At 72.3% G+C, this 13,803-nt stretch carries 14 protein-coding genes; 4 read left to right on the top strand and 10 right to left on the bottom strand.

Annotated features, from left to right (window positions below):
* Window positions 1–32 precede the first annotated feature (32 nt).
* The 3 genes from GWK25_RS00275 (at window position 33) to GWK25_RS00285 (ending at window position 3,557) form a co-directional block, all read left to right on the top strand.
* Entirely contained in the window at window positions 33–1,265 is a 1,233-nt protein-coding gene (locus tag GWK25_RS00275; protein WP_251828628.1) for a YihY/virulence factor BrkB family protein, read from the top strand.
* A gap of 75 nt (window positions 1,266–1,340) precedes the next feature.
* The gene (locus GWK25_RS00280; RefSeq protein WP_215447754.1) at window positions 1,341–2,405 is read left to right on the top strand and encodes a nitrous oxide reductase family maturation protein NosD; all 1,065 of its coding nucleotides are present in this window, start codon (window positions 1,341–1,343) and stop codon (window positions 2,403–2,405) included.
* Window positions 2,406–2,447: 42 nt separating this feature from the next.
* Window positions 2,448–3,557 (top strand): methyltransferase, encoded by a 1,110-nt coding sequence (locus GWK25_RS00285; protein WP_374200584.1) that lies wholly within the window; start codon window positions 2,448–2,450, stop codon window positions 3,555–3,557.
* A gap of 86 nt (window positions 3,558–3,643) precedes the next feature.
* Here GWK25_RS00285 and GWK25_RS00290 read toward each other — a convergent pair whose 3' ends face one another.
* From GWK25_RS00290 to GWK25_RS00330, 9 genes are all read right to left on the bottom strand, one after another.
* Complete coding sequence (locus GWK25_RS00290) at window positions 3,644–3,976, bottom strand: TcmI family type II polyketide cyclase (RefSeq protein WP_215447756.1); 333 nt, start codon at window positions 3,974–3,976, stop codon at window positions 3,644–3,646.
* Between the two features lie 49 nt (window positions 3,977–4,025).
* The gene (locus GWK25_RS00295) at window positions 4,026–4,505 is read right to left on the bottom strand and encodes an SRPBCC family protein (protein ID WP_215447758.1); all 480 of its coding nucleotides are present in this window, start codon (window positions 4,503–4,505) and stop codon (window positions 4,026–4,028) included.
* A gap of 1 nt (window position 4,506) precedes the next feature.
* Entirely contained in the window at window positions 4,507–4,764 is a 258-nt protein-coding gene (locus tag GWK25_RS00300) for an acyl carrier protein (protein ID WP_215447760.1), read from the bottom strand.
* A gap of 74 nt (window positions 4,765–4,838) precedes the next feature.
* The gene (locus GWK25_RS00305; protein ID WP_215447762.1) at window positions 4,839–6,098 is read right to left on the bottom strand and encodes a beta-ketoacyl synthase N-terminal-like domain-containing protein; all 1,260 of its coding nucleotides are present in this window, start codon (window positions 6,096–6,098) and stop codon (window positions 4,839–4,841) included.
* Complete coding sequence (locus GWK25_RS00310; protein ID WP_215447764.1) at window positions 6,095–7,363, bottom strand: beta-ketoacyl synthase; 1,269 nt, start codon at window positions 7,361–7,363, stop codon at window positions 6,095–6,097. The genes GWK25_RS00305 and GWK25_RS00310 overlap by 4 nt, the downstream gene beginning before the upstream one ends.
* The gene (locus tag GWK25_RS00315; RefSeq protein ID WP_215447766.1) at window positions 7,360–7,815 is read right to left on the bottom strand and encodes a cupin domain-containing protein; all 456 of its coding nucleotides are present in this window, start codon (window positions 7,813–7,815) and stop codon (window positions 7,360–7,362) included. The genes GWK25_RS00310 and GWK25_RS00315 overlap by 4 nt, the downstream gene beginning before the upstream one ends.
* A gap of 44 nt (window positions 7,816–7,859) precedes the next feature.
* A complete protein-coding gene (locus GWK25_RS00320; protein WP_215447768.1) occupies window positions 7,860–9,014 on the bottom strand; it encodes a SchA/CurD-like domain-containing protein in 1,155 nt (384 codons plus the stop codon).
* Window positions 9,015–9,264: 250 nt separating this feature from the next.
* Window positions 9,265–9,639: a hypothetical protein gene (locus tag GWK25_RS00325; protein ID WP_215447770.1), complete on the bottom strand. Its 375-nt coding sequence runs from the start codon at window positions 9,637–9,639 to the stop codon at window positions 9,265–9,267.
* 166 nt (window positions 9,640–9,805) lie between these two features.
* The gene (locus GWK25_RS00330; protein WP_215457102.1) at window positions 9,806–11,572 is read right to left on the bottom strand and encodes an FAD-dependent monooxygenase; all 1,767 of its coding nucleotides are present in this window, start codon (window positions 11,570–11,572) and stop codon (window positions 9,806–9,808) included.
* A gap of 222 nt (window positions 11,573–11,794) precedes the next feature.
* Here GWK25_RS00330 and GWK25_RS00335 point away from each other — a divergent pair, with 222 nt between their 5' ends.
* Window positions 11,795–12,226 (top strand): hypothetical protein, encoded by a 432-nt coding sequence (locus GWK25_RS00335; protein WP_215447772.1) that lies wholly within the window; start codon window positions 11,795–11,797, stop codon window positions 12,224–12,226.
* On the opposite strand, the gene GWK25_RS00340 is transcribed toward GWK25_RS00335, so the two are convergent.
* Window positions 12,199–13,803 (bottom strand): NAD(P)/FAD-dependent oxidoreductase, encoded by a 1,605-nt coding sequence (locus GWK25_RS00340; RefSeq protein ID WP_215447774.1) that lies wholly within the window; start codon window positions 13,801–13,803, stop codon window positions 12,199–12,201. The genes GWK25_RS00335 and GWK25_RS00340 overlap by 28 nt on opposite strands.

Raw genomic sequence — 13,803 nt, forward strand, 5'->3', positions numbered from 1 at the left:
TGAGCCGTGCCCGCTCGGTTACCCGCACGGGCATGATGCGAACGCTGAATTGGCACAGAGGGCAGGGACGGCACGGCGGGCACTCGGGCTACGGCGGCCACACCGACCAGGCCGAGCGCACCGACCAGGCCGAGCGCACCGACCAGGTCGGGCGCGAGGATCAGGTCGGGCGTGACGACCGGTTCGAGCGCGCCGAGGAGGCCGGGCGCACCGAGGAGGCCCGGCCGGACACGCAGGCCCGGCGCGACGAGGAGGACGGGACCGCGCGGGCGCCGACGGCCGGGCCGGACGAGGAGGTGGAGCGGCGGGCCCCGGACAGCCCCGGTGAGCTGCCCAAACGCTCGTGGTGGGCGGTGCTGAAGGGCACCCTGAAGGAGTTCAAGAAGGACGAGCTGACCGACCGGGCGGCGGCGCTGACCTACTACGGCATCCTCGCCCTGTTCCCGGCGCTGCTGGCGCTCGTCTCCCTGCTGGGGATCGTCGGGCGCTCGGCGACGCAAGCGGTGCTGGACAACATCCAGCAGCTCGCCCCCGGCGCCGCGCGGGACATCCTCACCAACGCCGTCCGGCAGATGCAGGGCAACGCCGGACTGGGCTCGATCATGGCGATCGTGGGCCTGGTGCTCGCGGTGTGGTCGGCCTCCGGCTATGTCGCGGCGTTCATCAGGAGCGCGAACGCGGTGTACGACGTCCCCGAGGGCCGACCGGTGTGGAAGGTGCTGCCGGTCCGGGTCGGGGTCACGGTGGTGCTGATGGTGATGGCCGTGATCAGCGCCCTGATCGTGGTGTTCACCGGCGCGCTCGCCAAGGAGGTGGGCACCGCTCTGGGGGTCGGCGACACGGCGCTGACCGTGTGGTCGTTCGCGAAGTGGCCGGTGCTGGTCCTGCTCGTCACGATCATGATCGCGGTCCTGTACTGGGCCACCCCGAACGCGAAGGTCCGCGGCTTCAAGTGGATCACCCCGGGCAGTCTGCTCGCCCTGCTGATCTGGATGGTGGCCTCGGCCGGCTTCGCGTTCTACGTGGCCAACTTCGGCTCGTACAACCGGACCTACGGCGCGATCGCCGGTGTGATCATCTTCCTGGTGTGGCTGTGGATCACCAATCTGGCGATCCTCCTCGGCCTGGAGTTCGACGCCGAACTGGCGCGCCAGCGGGCCCTGGCGGGCGGCCACCCGCCCCACGAGGAGCCGTACGTCGAACCGCGCGACACCCGCGCCTGGGACGAGGAGGACCGACGGCGCATGGGCGCCGACGGCCGCTGACGCGCGGCGCGGTGACACGCCGTCGGATGGACCATCGGACCGGTTTGCGTGGCCCATGGTCATATGTTGCGGAATATGACGAAATGGCATATTGGCTATCTGGCGTGCGTCGCGGCGGTCATCGGGGTGGGGCTCGGGGCCGCCCCGCAGGCCGTCGCGCACCATCCGACCCATGTGGTCTTCCCGGGGGAGTCCATCCAGCAGGCGGTCGACGCGGCGGCGCCCGGGGACACGGTGCTCGTGGCCTCCGGCACCTACCGCGAGAGCGTCCGGATCGGCACCCACGGCATCACCCTGCGCGGCATGGGCCCCCGTACCGTCGTCGAACCGGCCGCGACGAAGGCCGCCGACGGGTGCGGTGACGCGGGCAACGGCATCTGTGTGACGGGGACGAAGGACCACAAGGTCCAGGACGTCACCGTCGCCAACCTCACCGTGACCGGCTTCACCGGCTCCGGCGTGTTCGCTCAGGACACCGACCGGCTGACCGTGCGACACGTGACCGCCGTGAAGAACGGCGTGTGGGGCATCGCCCAGGAGCGCTCGGTGCGCGGCGTGTTCCGCAAGAACACCGCCCGGGACAACGGCGACGCCGGACTGTTCCTCGCGAACACCGTCAAGGCCGAGCAGGGCGCCACGGACAGCGGCGGCACCGTCGTCGCTCACAACCGCCTTGAGGGCAACCGGATCGGCCTCACCGTCCGGCGCCTGCGCAACCTCACCGTCGCGGACAACCACCTCACCGGCAACTGCGCGGGCGTCTTCGTCGTCGGCGACGAGAACATGCCGAGGGCCGGCGCCCTGACCGTGCGCGACAACCTCATCGACCGCAACAACAAGTCCTGCCCGAAGACCGCGCGGCTGGACGCTCTCCAGGGCACCGGCATCGTGCTGACCGGCGCCGAGGACACCCTGGTGACCCGCAACCGGATCACCGGGAACGCCGGCGCCTCCCCGTTGTCGGGCGGCATCGTCGTCTGGAAGAGCTTCGTGGGCACCACCAGCGAGCGGAACCGGATCACCGGGAACGTCCTGGAGAACAACTCCCCGGCGGACATCGTCAACACCGACACCGCCGGCAAGGGCAACACCTTCTCGGGCAACACCTGCGGGGCGTCCAGGCCCGCGGGGCTGTGCTGACCGGCCGAGGCCGTCCATGAACGCGAAGAAGGAGGCCGTCGCATGACGACCGCTCAGACCAGACCGGCGGGGGAGCCCTCACCCACCGCCCGCACCGCACGGACCCAGGCCGTCCACAGCTCCGCCCAGGGGGCCCCGGCCGCCCCGCCGCCACCCATGCGGTTCAGGGAACTCGTCTTCGGCGCGGCGGTCGCCGCCTCCCTGCGCGCCGCCGCCCGGCTCGGTGTCGCCGACGCCCTCGGCGACACCCCGCTGCCGGTGGAGGACCTAGCGGCGGCGGTGAAGGCCGAACCGAAGCCGCTGCGACGGCTGTTGCGGGCCCTGTCCTGCCACGGCGTCTTCACCGAACGGCCGGACGGGACGTTCGCGCACACCGACATGTCCCGGCTGCTGCGCGAGGACGACCCGCACAGCCTGCGCGCCATCGCCCTGTGGTGCACCGAACCGTGGACCTGGGACGCCTGGCCGAAGCTCGACGAGGCCGTGCGCACCGGCCACAACGTCGTCGAGAACCTTTACGGCAAGGAGTTCTTCGTCTACCTCAACGAGGACGCCCCTCAGTCGGCCGACGTCTTCAACCGGGCCATGACGACGTCCAGCGTCCAGTCGGCGCGGGACGTGGCCGACTTCCTCGACCTGTCGGGGAGTTCCTCCGTCGCCGACATCGGCGGCGGGCAGGGCCATGTGGTCGCCAGCCTGCTGGAGAAGTACCCCGAGCTGCACGGCACCCTGCTCGACCTGCCGCGCGTGGTGGAGAACGCCGACCCCCGGCTGCGGCCGGGCGGCGCGCTCGCGGACCGCACCCGCGTCGTCCCCGGCGACTGCCGCGAGGCCGTCCCGGTCCGGGCCGACGTGTACGTCATCAAGAACATCCTGGAGTGGGACGACGACAGCACCGCCCGGCTGCTGCGCAACGTCACCGGGGCGGGCGGCCCCGGCACCCGCGTCGTCGTCATCGAGAACCTCGTCGACGACTCGCCGTCGATGCGGTTCAGCACCGCCATGGACCTGCTGCTGCTCCTCAACGTCGGCGGGGCCAAGCACACCACCGAGAGCATGACCTCCCGGCTGACGGCCGCGGGGCTGGTCATCGACGACGTACGGCCGGTCAACGCCTATCTGCACGCGTTCGACTGTCACGTGCCCGGCTGACCCGGGGACGGTGACCCGGACAGGCCGGCGGGCCCGCGCGACGCGCGGGCCCGCCGGCCTGTCGGCCTGTCGTTCCGTCGGTGCGGTCAGGAGGGGTTGCCCCGGTCCCACCGGTAGAAGCAGTTCGCCATCGCGTCCTTCGGCGAACGCCAGGTCGCCGGGTCGTACGCGGAGACGTACGCCGACAGCCGTTCGCTGACGGCCCGGAACTCGGGGTGTCCGGCCATCTTCATGATGACGGGCGTGGGGTCCCGCTCGGCCTCGACGAGGTGCATGTACACGTCGTCGAACTGGAAGAGGCTGCGCCGGGAGACCCCGATGAGGTGCGGCAGCTCCCCCCGGTCGGACTCCTCGAAGATCTTGGCGATGTCCGGCGCGGCGCCCGGGGCCATCCGGGCGACGATCAGGGACTGGTGCATGGGGTGTTCTCCGTCCGGCTCGGTCGGTCGGCGCTCGATGGCTCGGCGCTCAGTCGGTCAGGCCCGGCGCGGCGCCCTGTTCGGCGGCGGCCTTCTCGATGCGGTCCCGGATCAGGGCCATCTGGACCTTGGAGTTCCGGTTGATGTTGTCGGTCATCCACTCGTCGTCGACCGGCGCGTCCGGCTTCATGGAGAAGTCCTGCGTCCACGTCATACGGGTGCCGCCGGGGACCTTCTCGTACTCCCAGAGGATGTTCATGTAGGCGAAGGGCCCCGTCTCGACGCGGCGGGCCTCCACGCTGAGCGTCTCGCGGTCCGCCTCCCGTTCCGAGACCCAGCTCCACACCTTGCCGTTCTCGTCAGGGTGCATGGTCAGCCGGAACGTCACCCGGTCGCCCTCCTGGGAGAGGATCTCGGCGCTCGCGTACTCGCTGAACAGGCGGGGCCAGTTCGCGACGTCGTTGGTCATGTCCCAGACCAGGTCGACGGGCGCGGCGATGGTGATCTCGTTCTGCGTGTGTCCGGCCATCTCAGGCTCCCGCCATCAGCGCGCTGTTGACCTGGTCGAGGAACTGCTTCGGGGTCCTGCACTTCTCCGCGTCCGGCGGCATCGGCGTGCCGTACCGGTTCTCCAGCTCGCCGACGATGCCGAGCAGGCCGAGCGAGTCGATGCCGAGGACGTCGAAGCCGGACTCGTGGTGCTGCTTGAGCTCCTCCGGGGTGACGGTGACCCCGGCGGCCTTCTTCATCAGCTCGGACAGTTCTTCCACGGTGATGCGGTCACTCATGCGGTTCTCCTTGGTGCAGAGGTGGTGCGGGGTGGTGCGGGGTGGTGCGCAGGTGGTGCGTCGGGGAGGGGTGGTCAGGAGGTGTCGCCGGGGCCCAGTCGCAGCACCAGCGCCGAGTTCGACCCCATGAGCCCCCGGCTGAGGACCAGTGCCGTGCGCGCCTCGGCGGCGCGGGCACCGGAGGTGACGAGGTCGAGGTCGTGGCAGACGTCGAAGACGTTGGGGGTGGGCGGGATGACGCGGTGCTCCATCGCGAGCACCGCCGCCGCCACGTCCAGGACGGCCGCCGCGCAGTTGCCCCGGCCCACAGCGGTCTTCGGCGCCGTGACCGGGACCCGGGAGCCGTGCGCGCCGAGGGCGTCCGTGATCGCCAGGGCCTCGGCACGGTCCGCCTCGGGGGTGCCGAGGGCGTCGGCGAAGACCACGTCGATCTCCTCGGGGGCGCAGCCGGCCTCCGCCAGGGCGCCCCGGATCGCCTCGGCGAGCCCCGCCCGGGACTCCGCCCAGCGGGAGGCACCGGTGAACGTGGCCGCGTGGCCCGCGAGATGGGCCCGTACCGGCGCGCCGCGTTCCCGGGCGGTGTCCTCGGCCTCCACGACGAGCATCGCGCCGCCCTCGGCGGGCACGAAACCGCAGGCGGCGGCCGTGAAGGGACGGTAGGCGCGGTCCGGGTCGGCCACCGTGCTCAGCTCCGGGTAGCCGAGCTGGCAGACCATCGAGTAGGGGGCGAGCGGCGCCTCGGTCGCGCCGGTCACCATCACGTCGGTGCCGCGCCGCACGGCCCGTGCCGCGTGCGCCACGGCGTCGAGCCCGCCGGCCTCGTCGGAGGCGATCACCCCGCAGGGGCCCTTGAAGCCCCGGCGGATGGAGATCTGGCCGGTGCTCGCGGCGTAGAACCAGGCGATGGACTGGTACGGGCCGACGAACCGGCTGCCCTTGGACCACAGCTGTTGCAGCTCCCGCTGCCCGAACTCGCCGCCGCCGGACCCGGCCGCCGTGACCACGCCCACCGAGAACGGGGCCGCGTCGGTCTCGGGCCGGTCCAGTCGGGCGTCGTCGAGCGCCTGGTCGGCGGCGGCCATCGCGAAGTGCGTGAACCGGTCGGTCTGGACGAGATAGCGCTCCTCGACCGCCGACGGCGGATCGAAGTTCCGGACCTCGCCCGCCACCTTGAGCGGCAGGTGCTCGCAGCCCTCGCGGGTGACCCGGTCCAGGACACTGATGCCCTCCCGGGTGGACTTCCAGAAGGTCTCGGTGCTCGTTCCGTTGGGCGCGACCACGCCGATTCCGGTGACGGCCGCGCGCCGAGGACGCCGCGTGCTCCGTTCGCTCATCGTGTCTTCTCCCTCGGCAGACTCATGACCACCGCGGACTGGAAGCCGCCGAACCCGCTGCCCACGGAGAGCACGTTGGTCAGCTTCCGTTCGCGGGCGACGCGCGGGACGTAGTCCAGGTCGCACTCGGGGTCCGGGGTCTCGTAGTTCGCGGTGGGCGGGACGACCTGGTGGGCCAGGGCCAGCGCGCAGGCGACGACCTCGATGGCGCCGATCGCGCCGAGCGAGTGGCCCACCATGGACTTGATGGAGCTCATGGGCGTGTCGTAGGCGTGCGCGCCGAGCGTGCGTTTGACGGCCGCCGTCTCGTGCCGGTCGTTCTGCTTGGTGCCCGAGCCGTGCGCGTTGACGTAGTCGACGGCCGTGCGGTCCAGGCGGGCGTGGTCGAGGGCGTCCTCGATGGCCCGCGCCATCTCCAGGCCCTCCGTGGTCAGACCGGTCATGTGGTAGGCGTTGCCGAAGGTGGCGTAGCCCCCGATCTCGCAGTACACGTGTGCGCCCCGGGCCCGGGCGTGTTCCAGCTCCTCCAGGACGAGGACGGCTCCCCCCTCGCCCATGACGAACCCGTTGCGGTCGGCGTCGAAGGGACGGGAGGCGTGGGCCGGGTCGTCGTTGTTGGGGGAGGTGGCCTTGATCGCGTCGAAGCAGGCCATGGTGATCGGGGAGATCGGCGAGTCCGACGCCCCGGCTATGCAGATGTCGGCCCGGCCCTCCTCGATGGTGTGGAAGGCGTACCCGACGGCGTCGAGACCCGAGGTGCAGCCGGTGGAGACCGTCTGCACCGGTCCGCGCGCCTCGAAGCGTTCGGCGACCGTGGAGGCGAGGGTGCTGGGCGCGAACGCCCGGTGCAGATGCGGACCGGCCTCCCGGTGGTCCACGTCCCAGCGCCGGCCGCTGTGGCTGACCAGCACGTAGTCGTGCTCCAGCCGGGTGGTGCCGCCGACGGCGGTGCCCAGGGACACCCCGACCCGCCAGGGGTTCTCCGTGGCGAGGTCGAGGCCGGAGTCCGCGATCGCCTCCTCGCCGGCGACCAGGGCGAACTGGATGTACCGGTCGCAGCGGGCGATCAGGTCCGCGTCCAGTCCGTGGGCCGCCGGGTCGAAGTCGCACTCGGCGGCGATCCGCGAACGCAGCCCGGACGGGTCGAAGAAGGTGATGCCGCGCGTCGCCGTACGGCCGCCCGCCAGGAGGTCCCAGAACGCCGGGACGCCGATGCCGCCGGGGGCGACGATGCCTATGCCGGTGACCGCCACGCGCCTGGTCATGAGCGGACCTGGGCGTTCTCGGCCGGCCGTGCGGCGTGCGCCGCCTCCACCGGGATCGGTACGCCGTTCGCGTCCTCGGTGTCGACGTGGCCGAGCGGCGGGCTCGGGGCCAGCGGGCCGAGGTGGAAGACCATCCGGGCCTCCACGTTGCCGACGTTGCGGAAGCGGTGCCGCATGTGGGCGGGGATCAGCAGCCCCTGCTCGGGCCGGAGTTCCTGGGCCTCGCCGTCGAGGTCCACCTCCAGCTGCCCGCAGATGACGTAGATGAACTCCTCGGAGTACGGGTGGTAGTGCTCGGCGATGCGGTCGCCGGGCGCCACGATGGCCACGCCCATGAAACCGCTGGTGGAGCCGACGGTGCTGGGGGTCAGCATGGCGCGCAGATCGCCGCCGCGCCGGGTGTTGGGCTCGACCTCGCTGACATCCACGACTCTGGGAAGGCGATTGATCACGACGTTCCTCCGAACATGAGCTGCATCGGACTGGTGAGGGGTGGTCAGGCGTCGGGCGCCCGGCGGTCGGTGACGAGGTCCATGCGGGCGACCGTGAGCAGCCGGGCGGGGGCGTCGTCCCGCGGCGAGCCGTCCATGCCGAGGGCGGCGCCGTCGAGGAGCGCCGTCAGCTCGGCCGCGCGGGCCCGGTCGGTGAGCCCGAGCACCGGGCCCGGGTCGGCGTCGAGGCCGCCCCGCACGTCGACCAGCCGCACCACGATGTCGTCGCGCTGGAAGATCGTGCTGCGCAGCACCGGGCCCTGCGGGTCGTCCGCCGCCGCCTCGTCCTGCCGGGCGAGCAGCTCGGCCAGCCGCAGCCCCTGGCCCTCGCGGGCCGGGTAGTACAGGGCGTGCCGTACGGCGTCCGGGCTCTCCTGGCCGGCCGTCACATGGTGGACGGCGGGCAGCGCCGCGCGGGTGAAGAAGACCCGGGCCGAGTCGGGATCGTCCAGGTCCCGGTCCTGCTCCAGATAGGGGTTGAGGGCCTCCTCGACGGCCCGTACCTCGGGCTGCCGGGCGACGTGCCGCAGCGCGGCCAGCAGGTCGCCCCGCACCTCGACGGCCCGGACCACCCGGTTGCCGTGCATGAACAGGGAGGTGCGGCACAGCCGGGTGGTGTCGTCGACCCTCGGCTCCGGCGCGGCGTAGTCGGCGAGGATCTTGGCGACCTTCTCCTCGCTGCCGGGCTTGACCGTGAAGGTGAGCGCGTGCCGGATCAGGCCGTCGCCGATCCGGGGCGAGGTCTGGAGCCTGCGCTCACCGGCCTCGGCCGCCACGGCCGGGCCGCCGGTCTCGCGGACGATGTGGAAGCGCAGCGAGCGGGTGTCGCGGACGCAGTCGTGCAGCGGCCGCACCATCTGCACGTGCTCCTCGCTGTTCACCCAGGTGAGGAAGGGCGGGGCGCTCTCCCACTCGCTGGTGATCAGCCACTGGGAGGGGTTCTCGATGGACTGGCACAGCTGGTCGCTGACGTGCCCGGGGACGGACGCGACCTGGTTGCACAGCTGCTCGTACGCCTCCAGGAACTGCTGCTGGGCGCCGTCGTAGACGTCCACGAGGAGGACGACACGGAGCCGGGAGCCGTCGAAGACGGACTGGGAGACACGCTGCGACACCTGTCGCCGCAGTGACTCGGAAACACGTTCGGACGTGGTGGTCATCCTGCGCACATCTCCTCGGTGGGGGGCAGACAAGGACGGACGTCGCCCGGATCGGCGTGACGTCGGCGTGCCTCGATCCTGAGCCCGGCCCACGGGGCGCGCGACTCGTATGCACTGCGCGGGTGACCGGGGTGCCGGGCGGGTGACGGGGGCTCCGGGCGGGTGACGGGGCTTCGCAACACGCCCTTGCCGTGACCGGCCGGGCCGTCGTGCGGCGCGGCCGGTCACGCGGCTATCGGGCCCGGCACGGTCAGGCCACGCCTGCGGCGGTCTTCTTGCGGCGCGCCGCGTACAGCCCCGTCCCGGCGACGGCCAGGACGGCCAGCCCGCCCGCGGTCACGGCCGGGGCGGCGAGGCCGCCACCGCCGGTGTGCATGCCGCCGCTGGGCTTCTCGTGCCCGCCGCCCCAGGACTCCTCGTCCTGCTTGCCGCTCCAGGAGCCGTCCTCCTGCTTGGTGCCCTCGGCGCCGGCCTCCTGCTTGCCGCTCCAGGAGCCGCCGTCCTGCTTCTGGCTGTAGGAGGAGTCCGCCTCGTCCCAGCCGCCGGACGCGTACGCGACGGGCGCGCCGAACGCGAGGAGGGCGGAGGCCGCCGCGGTGGCCATGAGCATGCGTACAGAGCGCATCTGACGATCCTTCCGTCGACGGGGCGGGCAGCCGACACCTCGTCAGCTGTGGTGACCCGCCCCCGACGTGATCCACCGTCAGACAGCCGTCTCCACCTCACCACTCAAGACGATCACCCGGGTGAACCCGCCCGATCCGTCGGGCGAGTTCACGGCGGGGACGGGCTCAGGCCCGCGCGAGCAGCGTGGTCAGGACCTCCCGCAGGTGCGCCTCGGCGTCCGGGACCGGCCCCGGAGCCCGCCAGGCCACGAACCCGTCGGGCCGGACGAGTACGGCGCCGCCGGGGGCCGTGCCGTGGACCTCCGCCCAGTCCGCGTCGCCCTCGGGTGTCAGGTCGGCGGCGGGGCCTTCGCCGATCCGGTACGAGGCCAGGGGGAGGGACATCTTTTCGGCCAGCCGGAGGGCGGCCTCGTGCCAGCCACCCGAACCGGCACCGCCGGCAGCGGCGTCGGCCGCGGCGTCCTCAGCGGCGTCGGCGTCGCTGAGGAGGACGAGCGAGCGCTCGTAGAGGTCCAGCGTCGAGACGCGTTCACCCTGGTGCCGTACCGCCATGTGGGGCGCCCTGCTGCCCGGGGCGCCGGACAGGTCGAGGCTTTCCGGGACGACCGGGGACGCGGCGTCGGCGCCGAGGACGGCGCCCCGGGGATAGCGGTAGCCGAGGGCCACGTTGAGGATGCCGCGCTGCGGGCCGCCGCCACCGCCGACGCCGGGGGCCGGGGCGAAGCCGGGGTGGCTGTGCTCCACGGACCTGGCGGCGGCACGGGCGCTGGTCGCCTCCGCCACCGGGCGGCGCTCGGCGTCGTACGTCTCCAGCAGGCCCTCCCCGGCCCAGCCGCCGAGCACCGCCGCCAGCTTCCAGGCGAGGTTGTGGGCGTCCTGGATACCGGTGTTGGAGCCGAACGCCCCGGTGGGGGACATCTCGTGGGCCGAGTCGCCGGCCAGGAAGACCCGGCCCGACCGGTAGCCGCGGGCGACGCGCTGGGCGGCGTGCCAGGGGGCCTTGCCCGTGATCTCGACGTCGAGGTCCGCCACCCCGATCGCGCGGCGGATGTGCTCGACGCAGCGCTCCTCGGTGAACTCCTCCAGGGATTCGCCGTGTTCGGGGTGCCAGGGCAGGTGGAAGACCCAGTTCTCCCGATTGTCCACGGGCAGCAGCGCCCCGTCGGCGTCGGGGTGCGTCAGGTAGCAGACGATGAAGAGACGGTCGCCGACGACCTCGGCGAGCCCGCGGGAGCGGAAGGTGACGCTGACGTTGTGGAACAGGTCGCCGGGGCCGCTCTGGCCGATGCCGAGCTGCTCGCGGATCGGGCTGCGGGGGCCGTCGGCAGCGACGAGGTAGTCGGCGCGGACGGTGGTGTGCTCGCCGGTCTCGCGGCTCTTGACGATCGCGGTGACACCGGAGGAGTCACTGTCGAACGACAGCATTTCGGTGTTGTAGCGCAGGTCGCCGCCGAGCCGTTCGGCGTGCTCCCGCAGCACCGGCTCCAGGTCGTTCTGGCTGCACAGACACCAGGAACTGGGGCTGAACCGGGCGAGTCCGCCGCCCGCGTCGATCTCCTTGAAGAGCCACTCGCCCGCGTCGCCGACGAGGGTGGGCGTCTGCAGGATGCCGTGGTTGCCGGCCAGGGTGGCGGCGGCCCGGCGGATGCCCTCCTCGACGCCGGCCGTGCGGAACAGCTCCATCGTGCGCACGTTGTTGCCGCGGCCGCGCGGATGGATGGAGGTGCCGGCGTGCCGCTCCACCAGGGTGTGCGGCACCCCGAGGCGCCCCAGGAACACCGAGGTCGACAGGCCGACGAGGGAACCCCCGACGACGAGGACCGGGACGTGGTGGGTGCGGTTGCCGGTGGGGTCGTTCCGGTCGGGCCTGCGCCCCGTCTCGGGCCTCTGCCGTGTCTCGGGGCTCCGCCCCGTCTCATGGCTGTGCTTCATCGCGTTCATCGCTCAACTCCAGCGCGTCGTGTCCGCCGACTCGTCCGGATGGGGCCGGGGGCTTCATCCATGCCCCGCCCTGCGAGAACGGGACCGGGCTTCACCCGCTTAGGGGGCGCTCGGCGGCGGCGTCCGGAGCTATGCGTGATTCGCTCATGTACTCGGGCGCGGCTGAGTACTTGCGCTCTGCCGGGCAGGGCGGCGCGCCGCGAGGCTGGGGCCATGAGCCAACGACTCCAGCACCTCCTGAAAGCCTCGTCCCCGCTGCTGCCGACCCTGGTGTCGGCCGTGGCCTCGGTGACCCTCTGGGCCCTGTGGCTGGGCTGGGACCAGCGGCGTGATCTGCATCCTGACGGTTCGTCGACCGGGCCGTACGAGGCGTGGCAGGTGATCGGTCTGGTGCTGACGCTGCTGGTGCCGGTGTACTGGGCGGCGTCCAGGCGGCATGTCGCGGGCGCGGTGATCGGCACGACGACCGGTCTGGCCGTCGCCTCCTTCTACGACTGGTCGGACGACGCCAGTGGCCTCTTCGTCATCGGCGTCGGGATGGTGACCCTGGGGACCGCCGCCGTGACCACCGGCGTCTCGTTCCTGATCGCGGCCGTCACGGCCGGCGGTTCGCGGCCTCAGCCGACGGCCCCCGTGGCCTCGTAGGACCCCGTGGCCTCGGAGGACCCGGTGGCCCCGTAGGCCTCGTAGGCCTCCGGGTCGAACCGGGCCAGGCGGCGGCGCATGCGGCCCGTGGACCAGGGCCAGCTGAAGCTGTTCACGCCGTTGGTGTCGACGTAGTAGCTGGAGCAGCCACCCGCGTTGTAGACGGTGGAGGGGAGTGCTTGCTGGACCTCCGCGTGGAACGCGGCCTGTACTTCGGGGCGTACGTCCATGCTGGTCCAGCCCGCCGCGCGGAAGTGCCGTACCGCGCCCGCGACGTAGGCCAGTTGGGCTTCGAGCACCGCGTACGCCGAGGAGTGTCCGGTGCCGAGGTGCGGTCCGAGGAGGACGAAGGCGTTGGGGAAGCCGCTGACGGTGGTGCCGAGGTAGGCGTCCGGGCTGCCCTTCCAGTGGTCGTCGAGGCTGGTGCCGTCGGCGTCGAACACGCGTTGGGCTATGGGCATGTCGAGGATGTGGAAGCCGGTGCCCAGGACGATCGTGTCGACGTCCGCGCGGCTGCCGTCGGCACCGATGATCCGGCGGCCCTCGACGGCTTTCACCGCTGTGGGGTGGACGGTGACGTTGGGCCTGGTCAGAGCCGGATAGTAGGTGTTGGAGAGGAGGAGTCGCTTGCAGCCAAGGGTGTAGTCGGGGGTCAGCGCCCGGCGCAGGGCCCGGTCCTTGACGGTGGCCCTGAGGTGCAGGGTGCCCACCTTCTGCACGGCCCGCAGCAGGGCCGGGTGGCGGAAGCCGACGCCGAGGGCCTCCAGTGCCGCGTACTCCGCCGTGCGCAGGGCCCGTTGGGCGCCGGGGACGCTCCGCAGCAGCCGGCGTTCGGCGCGGGGCACCGCGTGGTCGGGCTTGGGCAGCACCCACTGGGCGGTGCGCTGGAACAGGTGGAGCCGGCCGACGCGGGGCTGGATCGCGGGCACGAACTGCACGGCCGAGGCGCCGCTGCCGACGACGGCCACCCGGGCGCCGGTGAGGTCCACGTCGTGGCGCCAGCGCGAGGAGTGGAAGACCTCGCCGGGGAAGTCGGCGAGGCCCGGTATGTCGGGGAGCAGCGGTTCGTGCCAAGGGCCGGCCGCCGAGATCAGGAAGCGGGTGGTGTAGGCGCCGCGGTTCGTCTCCACGCGCCAGCGGGCCTCCCCGGGGTGCCACTGCGCCCGGGTGACCTCGGTGCCGTAGCGGATGAGGGGTGTGATGCCGTACGCGGCGGCGGTGTCGCGGAGGTAGGAGCGGATCTCGGGCTGGCCGGCGAAGGCACGGGTCCACTCCGGGTTGGGTGCGAAGGAGTACGAGTACAGGGCGGAGGGCACGTCGCAGGCGCAGCCCGGGTAGGTGTTGTCCCGCCAGGTGCCGCCCAGGTCGTCCGCCTTCTCGACGATCACCAGGTCGTGGACGCCTGCCTCGCGCAGCTTGATCGCCGCGCCGATGCCGGAGAGGCCGCTGCCGATGACCAGGGCCTCGACGTGGTGGGACTCGCGGGCGACGGTCGCGGCGGCCGGGCGGTCGCGGGTCGCGGGGTTCTCGGTGTTCTTGGTGTTCTTGGTGTTCTCGGCGTCCTCAGGGTGTGGCAT

The organism is Streptomyces sp. ATCC 21386, assembly GCF_018728545.1.
Classification (GTDB): domain Bacteria; phylum Actinomycetota; class Actinomycetes; order Streptomycetales; family Streptomycetaceae; genus Streptomyces.